General features: G+C 71.6%; 16 protein-coding genes. 5 read left to right on the top strand and 11 right to left on the bottom strand.

What is annotated here, in order from left to right:
• Positions 1-127 precede the first annotated feature (127 nt).
• The 7 genes from ABZ281_RS07300 to ABZ281_RS07270 all read right to left on the bottom strand — a co-directional run bounded on the left by ABZ281_RS07300 (position 128) and on the right by ABZ281_RS07270 (position 6896).
• On the bottom strand, positions 128-340 hold the full coding sequence (locus ABZ281_RS07300) for an EF-hand domain-containing protein (protein ID WP_356653004.1): 213 nt from the start codon (positions 338-340) through the stop codon (positions 128-130).
• A gap of 59 nt (positions 341-399) precedes the next feature.
• On the bottom strand, positions 400-1314 hold the full coding sequence (locus ABZ281_RS07295; protein ID WP_356653000.1) for a MerR family transcriptional regulator: 915 nt from the start codon (positions 1312-1314) through the stop codon (positions 400-402).
• A gap of 67 nt (positions 1315-1381) precedes the next feature.
• On the bottom strand, positions 1382-2560 hold the full coding sequence (locus ABZ281_RS07290; protein WP_356652998.1) for a YncE family protein: 1179 nt from the start codon (positions 2558-2560) through the stop codon (positions 1382-1384).
• A 76-nt stretch (positions 2561-2636) separates the two neighbouring features.
• The gene (locus ABZ281_RS07285; protein ID WP_356653002.1) at positions 2637-3215 is read right to left on the bottom strand and encodes an ATP-binding protein; all 579 of its coding nucleotides are present in this window, start codon (positions 3213-3215) and stop codon (positions 2637-2639) included.
• Between the two features lie 199 nt (positions 3216-3414).
• The gene (locus ABZ281_RS07280) at positions 3415-4182 is read right to left on the bottom strand and encodes an enoyl-CoA hydratase-related protein (protein WP_097220785.1); all 768 of its coding nucleotides are present in this window, start codon (positions 4180-4182) and stop codon (positions 3415-3417) included.
• Between the two features lie 81 nt (positions 4183-4263).
• Positions 4264-5448 (bottom strand): Ig-like domain-containing protein, encoded by a 1185-nt coding sequence (locus ABZ281_RS07275; protein WP_356652996.1) that lies wholly within the window; start codon positions 5446-5448, stop codon positions 4264-4266.
• 203 nt (positions 5449-5651) lie between these two features.
• On the bottom strand, positions 5652-6896 hold the full coding sequence (locus ABZ281_RS07270; RefSeq protein ID WP_356652994.1) for an Ig-like domain-containing protein: 1245 nt from the start codon (positions 6894-6896) through the stop codon (positions 5652-5654).
• 189 nt (positions 6897-7085) lie between these two features.
• Here ABZ281_RS07270 and glgX point away from each other — a divergent pair, with 189 nt between their 5' ends.
• Positions 7086-9353: a glycogen debranching protein GlgX gene (glgX, locus tag ABZ281_RS07265; protein ID WP_356652992.1), complete on the top strand. Its 2268-nt coding sequence runs from the start codon at positions 7086-7088 to the stop codon at positions 9351-9353.
• 6 nt (positions 9354-9359) lie between these two features.
• Here glgX and ABZ281_RS07260 read toward each other — a convergent pair whose 3' ends face one another.
• Genes ABZ281_RS07260 through ABZ281_RS07245 form a run of 4 tightly spaced genes read right to left on the bottom strand, consistent with a single transcriptional unit; the run spans position 9360 to position 12967 of the window.
• The gene (locus ABZ281_RS07260) at positions 9360-10019 is read right to left on the bottom strand and encodes a response regulator transcription factor (protein ID WP_356652990.1); all 660 of its coding nucleotides are present in this window, start codon (positions 10017-10019) and stop codon (positions 9360-9362) included.
• On the bottom strand, positions 10012-11262 hold the full coding sequence (locus ABZ281_RS07255; RefSeq protein WP_356652988.1) for a sensor histidine kinase: 1251 nt from the start codon (positions 11260-11262) through the stop codon (positions 10012-10014). The genes ABZ281_RS07260 and ABZ281_RS07255 overlap by 8 nt, the downstream gene beginning before the upstream one ends.
• Positions 11263-11309: 47 nt before the next feature.
• The gene (locus tag ABZ281_RS07250; RefSeq protein WP_356652986.1) at positions 11310-12059 is read right to left on the bottom strand and encodes an ABC transporter permease; all 750 of its coding nucleotides are present in this window, start codon (positions 12057-12059) and stop codon (positions 11310-11312) included.
• Positions 12056-12967 (bottom strand): ABC transporter ATP-binding protein, encoded by a 912-nt coding sequence (locus tag ABZ281_RS07245; protein ID WP_356652984.1) that lies wholly within the window; start codon positions 12965-12967, stop codon positions 12056-12058. The genes ABZ281_RS07250 and ABZ281_RS07245 overlap by 4 nt, the downstream gene beginning before the upstream one ends.
• Before the next feature lie 252 nt (positions 12968-13219).
• On the opposite strand from ABZ281_RS07245, the gene ABZ281_RS07240 reads away from it, so the two are divergent.
• The 4 genes from ABZ281_RS07240 to ABZ281_RS07225 form a co-directional block, all read left to right on the top strand.
• Positions 13220-15001: an ABC transporter ATP-binding protein gene (locus ABZ281_RS07240; RefSeq protein ID WP_356652982.1), complete on the top strand. Its 1782-nt coding sequence runs from the start codon at positions 13220-13222 to the stop codon at positions 14999-15001.
• Positions 14998-16884, top strand: coding sequence for an ABC transporter ATP-binding protein (locus ABZ281_RS07235; protein WP_356652980.1), 1887 nt, complete (start codon positions 14998-15000; stop codon positions 16882-16884). The genes ABZ281_RS07240 and ABZ281_RS07235 overlap by 4 nt, the downstream gene beginning before the upstream one ends.
• A 29-nt stretch (positions 16885-16913) precedes the next feature.
• Positions 16914-18629 carry an ABC transporter ATP-binding protein gene (locus ABZ281_RS07230; protein WP_356652978.1) on the top strand — a complete coding sequence of 572 codons (1716 nt, stop codon included), beginning with the start codon at positions 16914-16916 and terminating at the stop codon, positions 18627-18629.
• The coding region (locus ABZ281_RS07225; RefSeq protein WP_356652976.1) for an ABC transporter ATP-binding protein at positions 18626-19681 on the top strand (1056 nt) is incomplete at its 3' end. The genes ABZ281_RS07230 and ABZ281_RS07225, both read left to right, overlap by 4 nt.

Raw genomic sequence — 19681 nt, 5'->3', positions numbered from 1 at the left:
GCCACTTCGCAGCACTTCGCCCCGCCGGATAGATCCGACGGGGCGAAGCAACCGGGCCCGAATTAACCAACAGCGTCCGGGGATCGTGGACCGGGCCCCTTCTCCGGGGAACAGGCGAGCCGGAGGCCTACTTGTTCAGGTAGGCCCAGAACTCGTCGAAGCTCAGCCGCTTGTCACCGTCGAGGTCGCGGGTCTTGATGACGACCTCGGCGACCGACTCGGTGACGTTCCAGTCACCCGACTTGGCCAGGGCGCTCTTGAACTCGGCAGCGGTGATGAATCCGTCACCGTCCATATCGATCCGCTCGAACTGCTTGCGTGCTTCCTCGATGTCCGCCACCGATCCGCCCCTCATCTCGTGCTGTGCGTCCTGCTGACGCAGGTTTGACGCAGGTCAGATTAACCGGCCGTGTGAGCCTCCAACGCGGCGACCACCCAGACGAACTCCTCGTCGTAGGTCTGCTGGGGGTCGAGGCCGTTGACAATGGCCTGCAGTTCGCGGTAGCGGGCGACCCGTACGTCGAAGGCCGCCGTGAGGCGTTCGAGTACGACGGCCCGGTCGGTGCCACCGAGCAGGACCCGGAGTACCTCGTCGGCCTCCGGTGCGTCCGGGGCGATGCCGCGCCGCCGTGCATCGCCGGCGAGCGACACGAGCCGGCTCATGAACCACAGGGACGAACCGGCCGGGGCGTCCGGCCCCCGGTCCGCCGCGTTGAACTCGATCATCTGCCGCATCTGCGCGCGAAAGCCGGGGTCCTGGATCAGCTCGGCGAGCTCCACCCATGCGTCCACCTGCTCGGGCGTGGGGTCGTCGGGGAGCTTCGCGGCCGGGAAGCGCAGCCTGCGGCGGATGTCCGGGTCGGCCGTGTCGATCCCTTCGAAGATCTCCTCCATGAAGTCCTCCACGATCCGCCGCCGCTCGGCTGCCGACAGCCGTGCCAGTCTGTTCATGAGCGTCATCTCCTCCACGCTGGAATCCCGCTTCGCCACGGTCGACAGCACCGCACGGGTCACCTTGAGCGCCCGGATCTGCGCGTCCAACGCGACCACGTGCGCGGTCGCGACCTGCGCGACGGTCGTCTCACCGGCCAGGACCCGGCGGACGTCCGTGAGACCGAGGCCCAGCTCACGCAGGGTGCGGATCAGTTCCAGCCGAGCCACGGACGCCGCGTCGTACAGCCGGTATCCGCCCGCGGACCGTCCCACCGGGGGCAGGGCGCCCTCGTCGGACCAAAAGCGGATGGTGCGCACGGTGAGTCCCGTGACCCGGGCCAGTTCACCGATGGTGAGCAGTCCGGTGCGGTCATCGATCATGTCTGCGAGTCTGGGCCCTCCAGCGGGTGGAGACTCAAGGAGCGCGTCGGCGGGAGGCGTACGGGCGTCACCGGAAGATGCCCGTGTGGCCGAGCGAGTAGCGGCCGGGCTGCGGGTAGACCGCGAGGCCGTGCGGGCCGCTGCCGACGGGGATCCGGGCGAGCTGGATGCCGGTGCGGGTGTCGACGGCGTACACCTCGGCGTCGTAGCGGCCGGACAGCCACAGCACCTTGCCGTCGGCGGAGACACCACCCATGTCGGGGCTGCCGCCGTCGGGCAGCTTCCACTTCTTGGTCAGCTTGCCCTGGGTGAAGTCGAAGACGGAGATGGTGCCCTCGCCGCGGTTGGTCACGTACATCTCGCGGGAGTCGCGGCTGACGTAGAGGCCGTGGCAGCCCTTGCCGGTGGGCATCAGGGTGGGCTCGGTGAACCTGTCGCCGTCCAGGACCCACATGCCGTGGGCCATCATGTCGGCGATGTAGAACCTCTTGCCGTCGGGTGAGACCTTCACGTCCTGCGGCATGGCACCCTCGAACGGCAGCCGCTGCTGCCCGACGACCTCCATCTTCTCGGTGTCGACCTTGAGCAGTTCGCCGCTGAACTCGCAGGAGACGATGAAGTAGCGGCCGTCGAGGGAGAAGTCGGCGTGGTTGACGCCGTAGCAGGAGACCGGGACGGTCTTCTTCACCTTCATGGTGTGCGGGTCGCGGAAGACCAGCTCGCGGTCGAGGGAGGCCATGACCACGGCGTACCTGCCGTTGGGGGTGAAGTAGAGGTTGTAGGGGTCGTGGACCTCGACGTCCTTGCCCGCCTTGCCGGTCTTCGGGTCGATCGGGGTGAGGGTGTGGCCGCGGTTGTTGTTGACCCAGAGCGTCTTCAGGTCCCAGGAGGGCACGACGTGCTGGGGCTGCCGGCCCACGCGGATCGTCTCGGTGACCTCGTACGTCTTCGGGTCGATGACGGTGACCGTGTCGGACTCGGTGTTGGGAACGTAGACCCGGGACGGGAAGTCCTTGACCACGGGGGACAGCTTGTTGGGGCGGTCGGCGGCGTACACGTCCTCGGGGTCCAGGACGGGCGGCATGCCGGGCAGGCCCCTCACGGGCTTCTTCTCGGGCGGTGTGGGCACGGCGGCCTCGGTGCCGCGCGCTTCGGAGGTTCGTTCCCCGTTGCCGGTGCCGCAGGCGGAGAGGACGGTGAGGGCGGCACCCGCGACCAGGGCGCTCTTGACGAGATGGCGGTGCATTGCACCATTTAATGGGTGTCTCGGAGGGAATCGCGCGATTCGTCCGTCCGGCGACAGGGTGAGGCATCGCGCGCGTTCAGCGGTCGGCGACCCGCATCTCGAACCAGGTCGTCTTGCCCCGGGGCAGCAGATCGACCCCCCAGCGGTCGGCCAGCTTGTCGACGAGGAACAGGCCCCGGCCGCTGATGTCCATCTCCTGGACCGGCATCAGGCACGGCAGCCCGCGGGAGGGGTCGCGGACCTCGACGCGGATCCAGCCGCGGCGCCGGTGCAGGCGCAGCCCGAAGACGCGGGCACCGGTGTGGCGTACGGCGTTGCCGACCAGTTCGGAGACGAGCAGGACCGCGTCCTCGGTGGTCTTGGGAGTGAGCCCCCAGTGGCGCAGGACGACGACCTGGGTGAGGCGTCTCGCGGTGGCCGCGGACTCGGGACGGGACGGCAGTTGAACCTCTGCCTCCGTCGGGTTGCCGTACAACTCGAGCGCCTTCAGCGCGTGTTCGTCCTCGACGGTCGGCGACCAGCGCGCCGCGGCCGCATGTGCGTGTCCCCGCGGCTGTTCCATACCCTCCAGCCCCGCCATGCCCCCATCATGGCCGCCCTGGGCGCCGGGCGGGGCCGTTCCCGGGGAATACGCCCCGGGGAGCGGGGGGTGAATCCCCCGCCGTCCGTCATATGCCAGCGGCACTTCGGAGCCTTCGACGCCCAGCCTGACCTGCTGGAACGTCTCATTCTGGGGTAATCGACGGACTCTCCCGTTCCGGCACCCTTAAGGCTGTCTTAAGGGTGCCATAAACCGCTCCATCGAGGGACCCCGGGTCAGACGCCGTGTCAATTGCAAGCCCCTGGAGGGATGTTCAGAGGAACTTCGCCTTGCCCGGGCCCTCCTCCACGAAGCTGCGCATCCCGCGCTCGCGGTCCTCGGTGGCGAACAGGCCGGCGAACCAGTTCCGTTCGACCGCGAGGCCCGTGTCGATGTCCGTCTCCAGGCCCGTGTCGATCGACTCCTTCGCCGCGCGCAGCGCCAGCGCCGGGCCCTGCGCGAGCTTCGCGGCCCAGGCGTGCGCCTGCGCGTACACCTCGTCGGCGGGGACGACCCGGTCCACCAGGCCGATCTCGCGGGCCTCGTCTGCCTTCACCATGCGGCCCGTGAAGATGAGGTCCTTGGCCTTGGAGGGGCCGACCAGGCGGGCCAGGCGCTGAGTGCCGCCGGCGCCGGGGATCAGGCCGAGCAGGATCTCCGGCTGGCCGAGCTTGGCGTTCTCGCCGGCGATGCGGAAGTCCGCACAGAGGGCGAGTTCGCAGCCGCCGCCCAGGGCGTACCCAGTCACGGCCGCGACGACCGGCTTGGGGATCCGGGCCACCGCCGTGAACGAGTCCTGCAGGGCGCGGGCGCGCAGGACCATCGCGGTGTGGTCCATCGCCTGCATCTCCTTGATGTCCGCGCCGGCCGCGAACACCTTCTCGCCGCCGTAGAGCACCACCGCCCTGACGTCCTCGCGGCGCGTGGCCTCCTCGGCGAGTTCCTTCAGCCGGTCCTGCGTGGCGATGTCCAGGGCGTTCATGGGCGGTCGGTCGAGACGGATCGTGCCGACGCCTTCAGCGACTTCGAGAGAGACGGTCATAGGCAGCAGGTTAACCACGACTAACGGCTGAGGCCCCGGTGCGGTCCGTCACACCCGGGCCCTGTTGTCAGCAGCGGAGAACTACTTCTTCCACTTCTCCCACGACATGTTCCAGCCGTTCAGCCCGTTGTCCGGGTCGACGGTCCGGTCCTTGGAGTTCTTGACGACCACCACGTCGCCGACCATCGAGTGGTTGAAGAACCACGCGGCCGCCACCTTCTTGTCCCAGCCGCCGCGCACGTCGCGCAGGCCGATGCAGCCGTGACTGGCGTTGTAGTTGCCGAAGGCGCCGCTCGCCCAGTAGTTGCCGTGCAGGAAGGTGCCGGAGGTGGTCAGGCGGACGGCGTGCGGGACGTCCTTGATGTCGTACTCGCCGCCGTAGCCGACCGTCTCGCCGTTCATCCGGGTCACCGTCAGCATCTCGCTGATGACCATCTGGCCGTTCCAGGTCTCCATGCCGGGCTGGCCGGTGGTGACCGGGATGGTCTTGATGGCCTTGCCGTCGCGCATGACCTTCATCGTGAGCTTCTTGGCGTCGACGACGGAGACCTGGTTGCGGCCGATGGCGAACTTCACCGTCTTGTCCTGCTCGCCGTAGACACCGGAGCGTCCCTCGACGCCGTCGAGGTTCAGGTCGACGGTCACCTTGGTGCCGGGCTTCCAGTACTTCTCGGGGCGGAAGTCGAGACGGTCGTTGCCGAACCAGTGGCCCTCGACGTCGACGGCCGGCTCCGTCCTGATGCGGATGGCCTTCTCGACGTCCTCCGGGTTGGTGATGCCCCGCGAGAAGCGGACGGAGAACGGCATCCCGACGCCGACCTTGGAGCCGTCCTCGGGTGTGAAGGTGCCGACGAAGGTGTTCTCCGGGGTCAGCGTGGTGAAGCCGGCGTCCTCCGCGGCCGTGCGGCCCTCGGAGTCCTTGGCGACCGCGTGGACCGTGTACTTGGTGGCGCCGGCCAGGTGGGTGGACGGCGTCCAGTTGGCGCCGTCCCCGGATATCTCGCCGTCGACCTTCCTGCCTTTGGCGTCCTTGACCTCGACCTCGGTCAGCTTGCCCTTCCGGGCGGTCACCTTCAGCGCACCGCTCGTGTCGACGGACGTGGCCCCGTCCTCGGGGGTGATGCCGACGACCGCCTCGGACTGCTTGCTCTGCGCGGCGCCCGAGTCCTTGCCCTGACCGTCACCCTCGCCGGAACCGGGGCCCGTCCCCCCGCCGCCGCACGCCGTCACGGCGAAAAGCAGCACGCCGATCGCCGACGCGAGCATTCCGTTCCTGCGCCCAACCGACGCCCCCGATATCGGTCGCCCGTTCACGTCTTTCTCCCCTCCCAGGGCCTGGTCAGGCCCGCACCCCGCGCGATCCGCCGCGCGTCGGCGAATAGTAACCACAGGGTGCACGGCACCGGCGGCCCGCGATTGTCACTGTTCGGTCCCAACAGATCGCCGGCTCGACCCGCCCCTTTGTCGGGCTACTTCACCGCACTGCCCGCCTTCCATGCATTCCAGTCCATATTCCATCCTCCGAGCCCATTGTCGGGAGAGACCTTTTTGTCATTGCTGTTGACGACCTCGACGACGTCCCCGACGAGACTGCGGTCGAAGAACCAGCCGGCCGGGGTGTCCGAGCCGCCGCCCTTCACGTCGCGCAGTCCGATGCACCCGTGACTGACGTTGGTACGGCCGAAGACGGTGTGGTGCGCCCAGTAGTTGCCGTGCAGGAAGGTCCCGGAGTCGGTCAGGCGCATGGCGTGCGGGACGTCCGGGATGTCGTACTCGCCCTTGCCGTCGCGCTTCTTGAAGCCGACCGTGGAGCCGTCCATCCGGGTGACGTCGAGCATCTCGGTCACCACCATCGTGCCGTTGTACGTGAGGTTCCCGGGGGCACCGGCCGTGACGGGCACCGTGGCGAGGGGCTCGCCGTCGCGCCGGACCTCCATGGAGTGCGCGGCGGCGTCGACCACGGTGACCTGACTGCGGCCGACGGTGAAGGAGAACGTCTTGCGCTGGAGGCCGTAGACGCCGGGCGCGCCCTCGACGTCGCGCAGGTTCAGGGCGACGGTGACCTGGGTGCCGGGCTTCCAGTAGTCCTCGGGGCGGAAGTCGAGGCGGTTCTTCCCGAACCAGTGCGGGCGGATCTCGACGGCCGGGCGGGCGGTGACCCGGACCGCGCGTTCGACGGCGGCGCGGTCGGCGATCTCCCGGTTGAACTCCAGGGAGACGATCATGCCGGTGCCGACCGTGGCACGGTTCTCCGGAGCGACGTAACCGATGAAGCGTTCCTCCGGGACGTAGGTGGTGAACGTGGTGTGCCGGGCAGAACGGCGTCCGCCGCCGTCGACGGCCACCGCGTCGATCGTGTACTTGGCGGCCAGTGCGAGCCGTTGATCCTCGGGTTCCCAGGTCAGGCCGTCGGCGGAGACGTGCCCGGGCACCGGGGACTCCTGTGCGTCCTGCGACCTGACGACCTTCACCTTCTCCAGCCGGCCGTCGGGCACGCGCACCCGCAGCTTCTTCCCGGGGCGCACTCCCCTGCTGCCGTCGTCGGGCGACACCTTGATGACGTCCTTGGGCGCCGGGGGCGCGCCGAACGCCGCGGCGATCCCTCCCGCGTCGTCCGAGGTACAGCCTGTGGCCCCGGCGAGAAGCCCTGCCCATGTCACTACGGCGGCCAGCGCGGCCCTCGCGCGCCGCGCGCGCCCTTGTACGTGCCTCACGCGGTGCCCAACGACCGGCCGCGCCCCCGGGAAACGACCATGCCCGCCCCCGGGGAAACGTGAGTGCGACCCACCCTCTGGGCAGAACAGTGAGGAGGACGACGCGCAGGGGAGCCGCGACCCGGGCCGCAGCACTGGCCGCGCCCCTCCTGTCCCCCGTCGTCCCATGAGCCGGTGGGAGGCTGACAGGTGTCCAGCGCAGCCGAGCAGGAGGCGGTGGCCGGTCATCAGGCCACTGGGAACGGGCGCCAGTCCGCCGCCGTGAACGGCGCACGGCGGGCCGCGCCGCCGCCCACCGTGCCCGCGTGGCCGGGTGCGCCGACACCGCTGGGCGCCCGTTTCCGGGTCGGCCCGGACGGGGTGGCGGGCACCAACTTCGCGTTGTGGTCGGGCGGGGCCGAGGGCGTCGAGCTGTGCCTGTTCGACGACGCGGGCAAGGAGTCGCGGGTCCGGCTCGCCGAGCTGACCCACGAGATCTGGCACGGCTTCGTCCCCGGGGTGCTGCCCGGGCAGCGCTACGGCTACCGGGTGCACGGGCGCTGGGACCCGTGGACCGGCGCCCGCTGGAACCCGGCGAAACTGCTCCTCGACCCGTACGCCCGTGCGGTCGACGGTGCCGAGGGAAATGACTACAGCAGTCTGCCGCCGGAGGTGTACGGGCACGTCCGCGACTGGCCCCAGCAGCATGTCGCCGACACCGTGCGCGACGACCGGGACTCGGCGCCGCACGTCCCGAAGGGTGTCGTCGTGCACGATGACGACGACTGGGCCGACGACCGCCGCCCGAAGACGCCGTGGGCGGACTCGGTGATCTACGAGCTGCACGTCAAGGGCTTCACGCGACTCCACCCGGGTATCCCCGAGGAGCTGCGCGGCACCTACGCCGGCCTCGCCCACCCGGCGGCGATCGAGCACCTGGTGAAGCTGGGCGTGACGGCGGTGGAGCTGCTGCCGGTGCACCAGTTCGCCCACGAGGACCACCTGCTGCGCAGGGGCCTGCGCAACTACTGGGGCTACAACTCCATCGGCTACTTCGCCCCGCACGCGGCGTACGCGGCCTCCGGGACGACCGGGCAGCAGGTGGGCGAGTTCAAGCGGATGGTGCGCGCCCTGCACGCGGCCGGGATCGAGGTCATCCTCGACGTGGTCTACAACCACACCGCGGAGGCGGGCGAGCTGGGCCCGACGCTGTCCCTGAAGGGCATCGACAACCGCGGCTACTACCGCCTCCAGGAAGACGCCCGCCGGTACGCCGACTACACCGGCTGCGGCAACACCCTGCACGTGGTCCAGCCCCATGTCCTGCGCCTGATCACGGACTCGCTGCGCTACTGGGTCACCGAGATGGGCGTCGACGGCTTCCGCTTCGACCTGGCGGCGGCGCTGGCCCGCTCGATGCACGACGTCGACATGCTCTCCCCGTTCCTCGCGGTCATCGCCCAGGACCCGGTGCTGCGCCGGGTGAAACTGATCGCCGAGCCGTGGGACGTGGGCTCGGGCGGCTACCAGGTGGGGGCGTTCCCGCCGCTGTGGACGGAGTGGAACGACCGGTACCGCAACGCCGTGCGGGACTTCTGGCGGCACGCGCTGCCGGACGTACGGGAGATGGGCTACCGCCTGTCGGGCTCCAGCGACCTGTACGCCTGGGGCGGGCGCAGGCCGTACGCGTCCGTCAACTTCATCACCGCGCACGACGGGTTCACCCTGCGCGACCTGGTGAGCTACGAGCGCAAGCACAACGAGGCCAACGGCGAGGGCAACCGGGACGGCACCGACGACAACCGGGCCTGGAACGGCGGCACCGAGGGTGAGACGGACGACGAGGGCGTACGGGCGCTCAGGCGGCGGCAGCTCCGCAACCTCCTGACCACCCTGCTGCTGTCGACGGGCGTGCCCATGCTGGTCGCGGGTGACGAACTGGGCCGCACCCAGCGCGGCAACAACAACGCCTACTGCCAGGACAACGAGATCAGCTGGCTGGACTGGGAACTGCTGGAGGATCCCGGCTGGCAGGCCCTGTTCGCCCTGACCTCCCGGCTGATCGCGCTGCGCCACCGGCACCCCGTGCTGCGCCGCCGGGCGTTCTTCTCCGGCCGGGCGCACTCCGCCGACGGGCTGCGCGACCTGGCCTGGTTCACCTCCCGGGGCACGGAGATGACCGAGCAGGACTGGTACGCGCCGGCCGCCACTCTGGGCATGTACCTGTCCGGCCGGGACATCCCGGGCCGGGACGAGCGCGGGGAACAGATCCTCGACGACAGTTTCCTGGCCGTGCTGCACGCGGGCGAGGGGCCGGTGGACTTCCGGTTGCCGGGGCCGCCCTGGGCCGAACGGTACGAGGTCGTCGTCGACACGAGCCTGGAGGAGCAGGGGGAGGCGCCTGGCGTGGAGCACCCGGCGGGGACCGAGATCACGATGCCGGCGCGGGCGGTGCTGCTGCTGCGGGTGGCGGGGTGATCCCGGCTAGCCGAGGATGCCCCGGTCGTAGGCGACCGCCACCGCCGCCGCGCGGTCCTTGACGCCGAGCTTGGCGTACAGGTGGGTGAGGTGGGTCTTCACGGTCGCCTCGCTGATGAACAGTTCGCGGGCGATCTCGCGGTTGGAGGTGCCCTTGGCCACCAGGGCGAGGACCTCGCGTTCACGGGCGGAGAGCGGTTCGTTGCCCGGGGCCCTGGGCGTGCGGACCGCGGAGACCAGGCGGGAGGCCACCGCCGGGGAGAGGACCGTACGGCCCTCCGAGGCCGCCCGCACCGCGGTGAACAGCTCCTCGCGCGGGGCGTCCTTGAGGAGGTAGCCCGTCGCGCCCGCCTCGATCGCGGGGAGGGTGTCGGAGTCGGTGTCGTAGGTGGTGAGGACGAGGACCTTGGCGCGGGCCCCGGTGCGGGCGAGGGCCCGGATGGCGTCCACTCCCCCGCCGCCCGGCATGCGCAGGTCCATCAGGATCACGTCGGGGTCGAGTCCCGCGGCGAGCGAGACCGCTTCGACGCCGTCGCGCGCCTCGCCCAGTACGCGGAAGCCGGGCGCGGACTCGAACATGCCGCGCAGGCCGTCCCGGACGACGGGGTGGTCGTCGACGATCAGCAGGGTGATCGGGGCGTCCCCCGTCGTGGCGTCCTCAGTCATGGCGGACCAACGGTACGCGAGCCGACACCGCCGTACCGTGGCCCGGTTCGGATTCGACGGTGAGGGAGCCGGCGATGCGTGCGGCGCGGGCGCACATGCCGGGCAGGCCGAAACCGCCGGTGCCGGTGCGCTCCCGCGCGGCGCCGCGGTCGAAGCCTCGGCCGTCGTCGCGGATGTCGAGGTTGACCTCGTCTCCCATGAAGGACAGGGTGACCCCGACGCGGGTGGCGTGCGCGTGCCGTGCGGTGTTGGACAGGGCCTCCTGGGCGATGCGCAGCAGGGTGGCCGCGACCTCGTCGTGGAGTTGCTCGACCGTGCCCGTGACGGTGAACCGCGCCTGCACGCCGGTGCGTCCGGCCCATTCCGCCGCGGTCTTCTCCAGGGCCTCGGGAAGGCCGTCGTGGGTGAGCGCCACGGGGGCGAGGTTGTGCACGGAGCGGCGGGCCTCGCCGAGGCTGTGCCGGGCCAGGTCCGACGCACGGGACGCGTGCTCCCGGGCCAGGTCCGGGTCCGGGGTGTTCGCCACGACCTGGAGCTGGGCGATGATGCCGGTCAGCCCCTGGGCGATGGTGTCGTGGATCTCGGCGGCCAGCCGCCGGCGCTCGTCGGCGACCCCGGCCTCCCTGGCCTGCACCAGGAGCTGGGCGTGCAGGGCGGCGTTCTCGTCGAGGGCCTGCTGCAACGCCGTGTTGGTGCGCTCCAGTTCGGAGATGGTGGCGGTCTGGATGCGGGTGCGTTCCTCCTCGCGTGCGGCCAGCCGACCGAACACGACGATCAGTGAGATGTGGACGCACAGCAGCCCGCCGAACACGGCCCAGTCCAGCGGCCCGTGCAGGGGCAGGCCGGCCTGGGACCCCGCGACCGTCACCGCGGTGCACAGCAGCCCGAGGTACAGGGCGCGTCCCCGCACCAGCCGGTCGGGGCCGACGAAACCGGCGGCGGCGTAGAAGGCGAAGAACGGGTTGCACCAGCTGAGCGCGAGGCCGAGCGCCGCGCGCGCGAAGTAGTAGCAGCCCCCCGGCACGGACGGGGCGAGGGGCCGGCCGCGGGACCATCGCCCCCACGCCAGTTGCAGGACCACCGCGGCGCCGACCAGCACGACAGCGGTGTACCGCTCCGCCGTGCTCATGCCGACCACGTCCACCGTCGCCAGCGAGAGCAGCGTGCCGGCCGCGAGCAGCCCGTACGGTCCCCGGCGGAAGTACGCCGCCCAGCGCTGCTCGACACCCGCCAGGTCCGTCATGCCACCAGTGTCGGCCACGGCCCCGCCCCCTCCCGAGCACGCTCCGGTCATTCCCAGCGGAACCAGCGGGCGGCCGACACCGAGAGCACCACCGTCCACGCCGCCGGCACGGCCAGGTGTCCCCAGCCCGGCCAGTCACCCGCCGCGGCCTGGTCCAGGGCCCGCGCGGCGGCGCCGAACGGGGTGCACTGGACGATCCGGGCCAGCACGTCCGGCATGGCCTGCACCGGCACCCACACCCCGGCGCTGAACAGCATCGGGAAGAACACGGCGGTGCCGATCGCGGTGGCGATCTTCGTCGTACGGGCCCGGGCCGCGACGACCGCGCCCAGGGCGAGGGCCGCGAGCACGGCGAGGAGCAGCGCGAGCAGGTATCCGAGGGGCTGCTCGGGCAGCCGTACGTCGAAGGCGAGCCGTCCGACCGTGAGCGTGAGCAGCGCCGAGGCCAGCGCCGCCAGGCCGTTCACCAGCACCTGGGCGGCCAGCAGGGACGCGGGCCGGACCGGTGTGGTGGACAGCCGGCGCAGGATGCCGTTCTCGCGGTAGCCGGTGAGGGTCGGCGGCATCGCCTGCACACCGGCCGTGATCAGGGCGATCAGCACGCTCACGGGCACGTAGACATCGACGGTGCGCAGTCCGCCGAGCCCGTCCTGCGCCTCGCGGAAGGACGGCACGGAGCCGAGGATGCCGAGGAGCAGGCTGGGGAACAGCAGGATCCAGAAGAGACTGCCCGGCTCGCGGCCGAAGAGCCGGAACTCGCTGCGCAGCACAGCGGGGTTGATGAGGGCGGTGCTCATGCGGAGGCCTCCGTCAGGTCCAGGAATGCGTCGTCCAGGGTGGCGTCGGTGACGCGGAGCTGGTGGGCGGTGATGTGGTGGCGGGCGAGCAGGGTGAGCACGGCGTTGACCGTGTCGTCCGTGCCGGACAGCGTGATCCGGCCATCCTTGTGCTCCATCCCGACCAGAGCGGGGAGGTCGTTCAGCTCACGGTCGTCCAGCGGTCCGGACGGGGTGAAGCTGATGACCGTGGCGCCCGCCGAGCGGCGGATCAGTCCGGCCGGGGTGTCCAGGGCGGCCACCCGGCCCCGGTCGATCACCGCGATCCGGTCGCACAGCCGCTGCGCCTCCTCCATGAAGTGCGTGACGAGCAGGACGGTGACGCCCCGGGCGCGGACGTCCTCGATGAGCTGCCAGGTGTCGCGGCGGGCCCGCGGGTCGAGGCCGGTGGTGAGCTCGTCCAGGACCACGACCCGGGGGTCGCCGATCAGGGCGAGCGCGATGAACAGGCGCTGGCGCTGGCCACCGGAGAGCTGGGCGAACCGGGTGGACGACTTCTCCTCCAGCCCGAGGCGCTCGGCCAGCGGGCGCCAGTCGGCAGGGCTCGGATAGAACGCGGAGTACAACTCCAGCGCCTCACGGACGGTGAGTTTGGGCTGGAGCCGGCTCTCCTGGAGCTGGGCGCCCAGTACCCGGGCGACCCGCTCGTGGTCGGTGACGGGGTCGAGGCCGGTCACCCGGACGCGGCCGGAGTCGGGCACACGCAGCCCTTCGACGCACTCCACGGTGGTGGTCTTCCCCGCGCCGTTCGGGCCGAGGATCCCGAAGATCTCCCCTTCCTCCACGGCGAAGGAGACACCGTCGACGGCGGGACGGCCCGCGTAGCTCTTGCGCAGCTCGGCGACTTCGATGACAGGTGCGGTCGGCATACGAGGAAGGGTCCCGGCCAGGCGGGGTCCGCCGCATCGGCCGTCGCGCTCGAACGGACATCCACCGATCGGCTGATGCGGCGGTACGACCCGGCCGGTTGGCGCCGTACAGCCCAGCCGGTTGGCGCCGTACAGCCCGGCCCGTCGCGCCGTACAGCCCGTCGAACGCCCAGGTCGTAGGACCGACGACCGATTCCGGTCCGGCGGAAACTCGGTGGGCAGTGTCAGTGGCGATCCGTAGGCTCGCTGCTGATGGCCACGACACCCGCCCCCGCCCAGGACCGTTCCACCGTGCGCATGCTGCTGCGCCTGTGGCCGTATGTGCGGCCCGTGCGGGCGCGGCTGTCCAGTGCCGCGTTCGTCGCGATACTCGCCTCCTGCGTGGGCCTGGTCATCCCGCTCGTCCTGAAGTGGATGGTGGACGGGCCGATCGCCCACCGCGACCCGGCCGGAGTGTGGCTCGGCGCGCTGTACCTGCTGCTGCTCGGCCTCACGGAGGCCCTGCTGTTCGGGCTGCGGCGGTTGCTGGTGGCGCGTCCCCTCTCGCACGTCGAGGCGTCGATGCGGGCGGGTCTGTACCGGCACCTCCAGCGGCTTCCGGTGGCCTTCCACGACCGCTGGGCCTCGGGGCAGTTACTGTCCCGGGCCACGACGGACTTGATGCTGCTGCGTCAGTTCCTCGCCTTCCCGCTGACGTTCCTGCTGGTCAACGGTGTGACGATCGTCGTGGGCGTAGTCATCATGCTGCTCCAGGACTGGACCCTCGGGCTGGTCATCCTCGGGCCCGCCGTCCCCCTCATGGTCACCTGCATGGTCTTCGAGAAGCGCTACGCCAAGGTGGCCCGGCGCGCCCAGGACCAGGTCGGCGACCTGACGACGGTTGTCGAGGAGAGCGTGCTGGGCATCCGCATCATCAAGGGCTTCGGCCGCCACCGCAGCCAGGCGCGCGCGTTCCGGGACCTGTCGAAGACGCTGCGCGGCACGGAACTGCGCAAGGCGCGGCTGCTGGCGACGATCTGGGGCGTCATCGTGACGCTGCCGGAGGTCGCGATCGGGGCGGCGCTGGTGGTGGGGGTCGTCCAGGTGGCCGACGGTGCCCTGTCGGCGGGGACGCTGGTGGCGTTCCTGTCGACGGCGCTGGCGCTGCGGTGGCCGGTGGAGTCGATCGGGTTCCTGCTGGCGATGAGCCAGGAGGCGGCGACGGCGACGGAGCGGTACTTCGAGGTCTTGGACGAGGAGGTGGAGGAGGCCACCGCCACACCGGGCTCCGGCACCGGGCAGGCCGGGGACAGGGGACTGCGCTTCCACAACGTGCGGTTCCGCTACCCCGATGCCCCCGCCGGCGCCCCGCCCGTCCTCCAGCACATCGACCTGCACATCCGGCCGGGCGAGTCCATGGCGCTGGTGGGCGCCACCGGCAGCGGCAAGACCACCCTCACCGCGCTCATCCCCCGCCTCTACGAGGTCACTTCGGGCCGCATCACCCTCGACGGCGTCGACATCGCGGATCTGTCCAGACAAGCACTGCGCGCCAAGGTCGCCGTGGCCTTCGAGGAGCCCACGCTGTTCTCGGCCACGGTCGGCGACAACGTTCTCATGGGGGCGGGGGACACCGCCGGAACAGCCGACCTGGAGCGGGCGCTCGCCGTAGCCCAGGCCGACTTCGTGCACGCCCTGCCCCAGGGGACGGACACCCAGGTGGGCGAGCAGGGCCTCAGCCTCTCCGGTGGCCAGCGCCAGCGCCTCGCGCTCGCCCGGGCCGTCGTCGGGCAGCCGGAGTTCCTCGTCCTGGACGACCCGCTGTCGGCCCTGGACGTGCACACCGAGGCCGCCGTGGAGGCCGCCCTGCGGCAGGTCCTCGCGGACACCACCGCCCTGATCGTGGCGCACCGCCCGTCGACCGTGCTGCTCGCCGACCGCGTCGCCCTGCTGTCCGGCGGCCGGATCGCCGCGGTCGGCACCCACCACGAACTGCTGCGTACGAACGCGGAGTACGCGCATCTGATGTCAGGGGAAGAGGAGGGCGCGCGATGACGGCGGCCACCAGCGCACCGGCCGGCAACAAACCCGACGACCAACCGGACGATCATCCCCGCGGCCGGACCGGCGACCGGCCCCTCGCCACGGGCGACCCCTTCGACCGGGACGTCCTGCCCACTCCGCCTGGCGCCACCGGCGACCTGCTGCGCTCCCTGCTCGCGCCGCTGAAGGCCCGGGTCACGGTCACGACGCTCCTGCTGCTGCTCCAGCAGGCCGTCGTGCAGGCGGGCCCGCTGCTCGTGGCCTACGCCATCGACCGGGCCGTACCGGCGTTCCGGGCGCAGGACCACGGGCCGCTGATCGCGGTGGGCGCCGGCTATCTGGCGTGCGCGCTGGCCGCGGGCGGGCTGCAGTTCGCGTTCGTCGCCGCCGCGGCCCGGGTCAGCCAGGACGTGCTGCTGGATCTGCGCGGCCGGATCTTCCGCCACGCGCAGGCGCTGAGTGTCGACTTCCACGAGCGCTACACCTCGGGCCGGCTCATCTCCCGCTCCACGGCCGACGTGGAGTCGCTGCGGGAACTGCTGGACGAGGGCCTCCAGGAACTCGTGACGGTCATCCTGTCCTTCGTCTACATCTCGGCGATGCTGCTCTGGCTCGACCCGGGCCTCGGGGGCGTGGCGGTGGCGTCCCTGGTGCCGCTCTACGCGCTGGTGCGGTGGTACCAGCGGCGGGCCGGGCGGGTCTACCGGGCCCGGTCGACCGCCATCGCGGCCGTCATCGTCAAGTTCGTAGAGACCATGAACGGCATCCGGCCGGTGCGCGCCTTCCGTCGCGAGGCCGCGGGCGACGCGGACTTCGGCGCGCTCAACCGGCGGCACGAACGGACCAACGGGGACGCGCTGCTGGAGATGGCCCGCTACGTCACCGGCTCACGCCTGGTCGCCAACACGGCGGTCGCGGCGATCGTGCTGTGGGGCGCCCACCGGGTCGCGGACGGCACGCTGGCCCTCGGGGTGCTGGCCGCGGCCGTGCTGTACCTGCGGCGGCTGTACGACCCGATCGACCGGCTCGGGATGTTCCTCAACTCCTACCAGTCGGCGGCGGCGTCCCTGGAGAAGATCGCCGGGCTGCTCGCCCAGACCCCGTCGGTCCCCGAGCCGGCCGCCCCCCGGCAGCTCCCGCCGCTCGAGAGCGAGCACCCCGGCCGCGCGGTGGTCTTCGACGGCGTCCGCTTCGGCTACCGCACCGGCGGCGAGGTGCTGCCCACGTTCGACCTCACCATCCCGGCCGGACAGACGGTCGCGGTCGCGGGCTCCACGGGCGCCGGCAAGTCGACGCTGGCCAAGCTGCTGGCCCGGTTCTACGACCCCTCCGACGGCCGCGTGCTGCTGGACGGCGTCGACCTGCGCGATCTCGCCGTGCCCGAGCTGCGGCGCGGGGTGGTCATGGTGACGCAGGAGGCGTTCCTGTTCTCCGGGACGGTCGCCGACAACATCGCGATCGGCCGCCCGGACGCCACCCGCGAGGAGATCGAGCAGGCGGCGAAGGAGATCGGCGCGCACGACTTCATCAGCACCCTGCCCGACGGCTACGACACCGACGTCCGCAAGCGAGGCGGCCGCATCTCGGCCGGACAGCGGCAACTGGTGGCGTTCGCCCGGGCGTTGCTGGCCGACCCGGCGGTGCTCATCCTCGACGAGGCCACCAGCTCGCTGGACGTCCCCGGGGAGCGTGCGGTGCAGCGGGCCATGGCGACGGTGCTGAAGGGCCGTACGGCGGTGGTCATCGCGCACCGGCTGTCGACCGTCGAGATCGCGGACCGGGTCCTGGTGATGGAGCACGGACGGATCGTGGAGGACGGCGGATGGGCCGAACTCATCGAGGGCACCGGCAGGTTCGCGGATCTGCACCGGGCCTGGCGGGACAGTCTGGCCTAGGTCGGACGACGGCGGCAGAGGGCGGGCGGATGATCGACGCGTACGAGGACCCCGGAACACCCGACCACCGCGGCGGCGCCCGCTACCTGTGGTGGCTGGTCACCCGCCAGCCGGGGCGGTGTGCCGCGGGGGCGGTGTTCGGCACGGTGTGGATGGTGCTGCTGGCGGCGACGCCGTATCTGATGTCCCGGGCGATCGACGACGGCCTGGAGCCCGGGAACATGCGTGCGCTGACGCTCTGGAGCGGCGCGCTGTTCGCGGTGGGCGCCTTCAACGCGTGGCTGAGCATCATGCGCCACCGCACGATGACGCGGGTGCGGATGGACGCCAACTTCCGGACGGTGAAGGTGGTCGTCGGACAGGCGGTGCGGCTCGGCGCCTCCCTGCGGCGGCAGGCGGGCGCCGGGGAGGTCGTCACGATCGGCGTGGGTGACGTGCAGACGGTCAGCCAGTCGCTGACGGTCGTGGGGCCCGGGATCGGCGCGGTCGTGGGGTATCTGGTGATCGCCGTGCTGCTGGTGTCGGTCTCGGGGGTCGTCGCGCTGGTCGTGCTGCTGGGCATTCCGGTGCTCGCCCTGCTGGTCGGGCCGCTCCTCGGCCGGTTGCAGGGGTCGGAGGCGGAGTACCGCGAACGGCAGGGCGTGCTGACCGCGCGGATCGGCGACCTCGCCGGCGGGCTGCGGGTCCTCGCCGGCCTGGGCGGTAAGCAACTGGTGGCGGACGCCTTCCGGCAGGACTCGGGGCGGCTGCGTGAGCAGGGGTACCGGGTGGGGGCCGTGACCAGCTGGGTGCAGGCGCTGGGCATCGGGCTGCCGAGCCTGTTCCTCGCGGTGGTGACCTGGCTGGCGGCCCGGCTCGCGGCACAGGGCGACATCACGGTGGGCCAGCTGGTGTCCGTCTACGGCTATGTGGCGGTGCTGGTGTGGCCGGTTGCCTTCCTGGTCGAGTGCGGCTACCAGGTCAGCCGCGGCCTGGTGTGCGCCCGCAGGGTCGTACGGTTCCTGTGTCTGGAACCGATGGCCGATACGGGGACCCTGGACGCCCCGTCGGAACCGTCGGCCCTGTACGACCCCGAGTCGGGCGTACGCGTCCTGCCGGGCCGCCTGACGGCCCTGGTCGCGGAACACCCCGCGGACGCCACGACGGTCGTGGACCGCCTGGGCCGCTACGCCCCGTCGGGCGCGACGTGGGGCGACACCCGCCTGGACGACATCGCCCTGAACCAGATCCGGTCACGCATCCGGGTGGCCGACCACGAGGCGGACCTGTTCGCCGGAACCCTCCAGGACATGATCAGGCCCTCTCCCACACGCACTGAACGCCCCGAAGCGGCAACCCGACAGGCACTCCGCACAGCCGCAGCGGAAGACATCGTCCAAGCCCTCCCCCAAGGCCTCGACACCCCCATGGACGCCCAGGCCCGCAACCTCAGCGGCGGCCAGCGCCAACGCATCCGCCTGGCCAGAGCCCTCCTCGCCGACCCGGAGATCCTCCTGGCCGTCGAGCCCACCTCGGCCCTGGACGCCCACACCGAAGCCACCGTCGCCGCCCGGCTGAGGGGAGCGAGGGAAGGCCGCACCACGGTCGTTGCCACCACCTCCCCGCTCGTCCTGGACCGCACGGACACGGTCCACTACCTGAAGGACGGCAAGGTCGAAGCCTCCGGCACCCACCACGAACTGCTCGCCACCACCCCCGGCTACCGGGCCCTCGTCGCGAGGGACACCGAGGAGGTCCTGGGATGAGCCGGGCGCATCTGCCGGTCGCCGAACGGGCCGACGTCCGGCGTGCCCTGCTGGGGCTCGTGCGGGCCGACGCCCGCGCCTTCGGAGTCGTGCTGAGCCTGAACGCGCTCGCGGCCCTGGCCGGACTGGCCGGGCCGTGGCTGCTGGGCCGGATGATCGACGACGTGCGGGCCGGGCACGGGACGGCAGCCGTGGACCGGCTGGCCCTGCTCCTCCTGCTGTCCGCCCTCGCGCAGGTGCTGCTGGCGCGCTGGGCCCGGTACGTGGGGCACCGCTTCGGGGAACGGACCCTGGCCCGGGTGCGGGAGCGGTTCGTGGACCGGGCGCTGACGCTGCCCGCGTCGGTGGTGGAGCGGGCCGGCACCGGTGACCTGACGGCACGCGGGACGGCGGACGTGACGACGGTCGGCAACACCCTGCGGGACGCGGGCCCCGTCCTGCTGGTCAACCTGGTCCAGGCGCTGTTCCTGATCGTCGCGGTGTTCCTGATGGAACCGCTGCTCGGCGTCCTCGCGGTGCTGACGCTGACGCCGATCTGGATCGCGCTGCGCTGGTATCTGGGCAGGGCCCGGGACGGCTACCTCGCCGAGGGCGCCGCCACGTCGGACGTGGCCGAGATCGTGGCGTCGACGGCGGCAGGGGCACGCACCGTGGAGGCCTTCGGACTCCGGGAGCAGCGCACGGCCGCGAGCAGGGACGCCCTGGAGACCTCCCGCCGCACCCGCTTCTACACGCTGTTCCTGCGCTCGGTGTTCTTCCCGGTGATGGAGACGTCGTACATCCTCCCGGTGGCCGGAGTGCTGGTGATCGGCGGCGCGCTGCACGCGTCCGGCTCGATGAGCCTCGGAGCGGTGGTGGCGGCGACGCTGTATCTGCACCAGCTGAGCGCACCCTTGGACGAGGTCCTGGTGCGGATCGAGCAACTCCAGTCCGGCGGCGCCTCCTTCGCCCGGGTGGAGGGGCTCGCCCGGGCTCCGCAGGCGCCCGGTGAGGGCGACTGTCCGGATCCCGACGGCGACCGGATCGACGTCACCGGGGTGCGCTACGCGTAC

Origin of the sequence: Streptomyces sp. NPDC006265, assembly GCF_040613555.1 — a bacterium.
Lineage (GTDB): Bacteria > Actinomycetota > Actinomycetes > Streptomycetales > Streptomycetaceae > Streptomyces.
This window is presented reverse-complemented; position numbering and strand designations above follow the sequence as displayed.

Excerpts from the sequence above, each read along its gene's own strand:
- ABZ281_RS07295 (WP_356653000.1), bottom strand. The coding sequence starts at position 1,314 with ATGATCGATGACCGCACCGGACTGCTCACCATCGGTGAACTGGCCCGG.
- ABZ281_RS07290 (WP_356652998.1), bottom strand. The coding sequence starts at position 2,560 with ATGCACCGCCATCTCGTCAAGAGCGCCCTGGTCGCGGGTGCCGCCCTC.
- ABZ281_RS07280 (WP_097220785.1), bottom strand. The coding sequence starts at position 4,182 with ATGACCGTCTCTCTCGAAGTCGCTGAAGGCGTCGGCACGATCCGTCTC.
- ABZ281_RS07275 (WP_356652996.1), bottom strand. The coding sequence starts at position 5,448 with ATGCTCGCGTCGGCGATCGGCGTGCTGCTTTTCGCCGTGACGGCGTGC.
- ABZ281_RS07260 (WP_356652990.1), bottom strand. The coding sequence starts at position 10,019 with ATGACTGAGGACGCCACGACGGGGGACGCCCCGATCACCCTGCTGATC.
- ABZ281_RS07255 (WP_356652988.1), bottom strand. The coding sequence starts at position 11,262 with ATGACGGACCTGGCGGGTGTCGAGCAGCGCTGGGCGGCGTACTTCCGC.
- ABZ281_RS07250 (WP_356652986.1), bottom strand. The coding sequence starts at position 12,059 with ATGAGCACCGCCCTCATCAACCCCGCTGTGCTGCGCAGCGAGTTCCGG.
- ABZ281_RS07245 (WP_356652984.1), bottom strand. The coding sequence starts at position 12,967 with ATGCCGACCGCACCTGTCATCGAAGTCGCCGAGCTGCGCAAGAGCTAC.
- ABZ281_RS07240 (WP_356652982.1), top strand. The coding sequence starts at position 13,220 with ATGGCCACGACACCCGCCCCCGCCCAGGACCGTTCCACCGTGCGCATG.
- ABZ281_RS07235 (WP_356652980.1), top strand. The coding sequence starts at position 14,998 with ATGACGGCGGCCACCAGCGCACCGGCCGGCAACAAACCCGACGACCAA.
- ABZ281_RS07230 (WP_356652978.1), top strand. The coding sequence starts at position 16,914 with ATGATCGACGCGTACGAGGACCCCGGAACACCCGACCACCGCGGCGGC.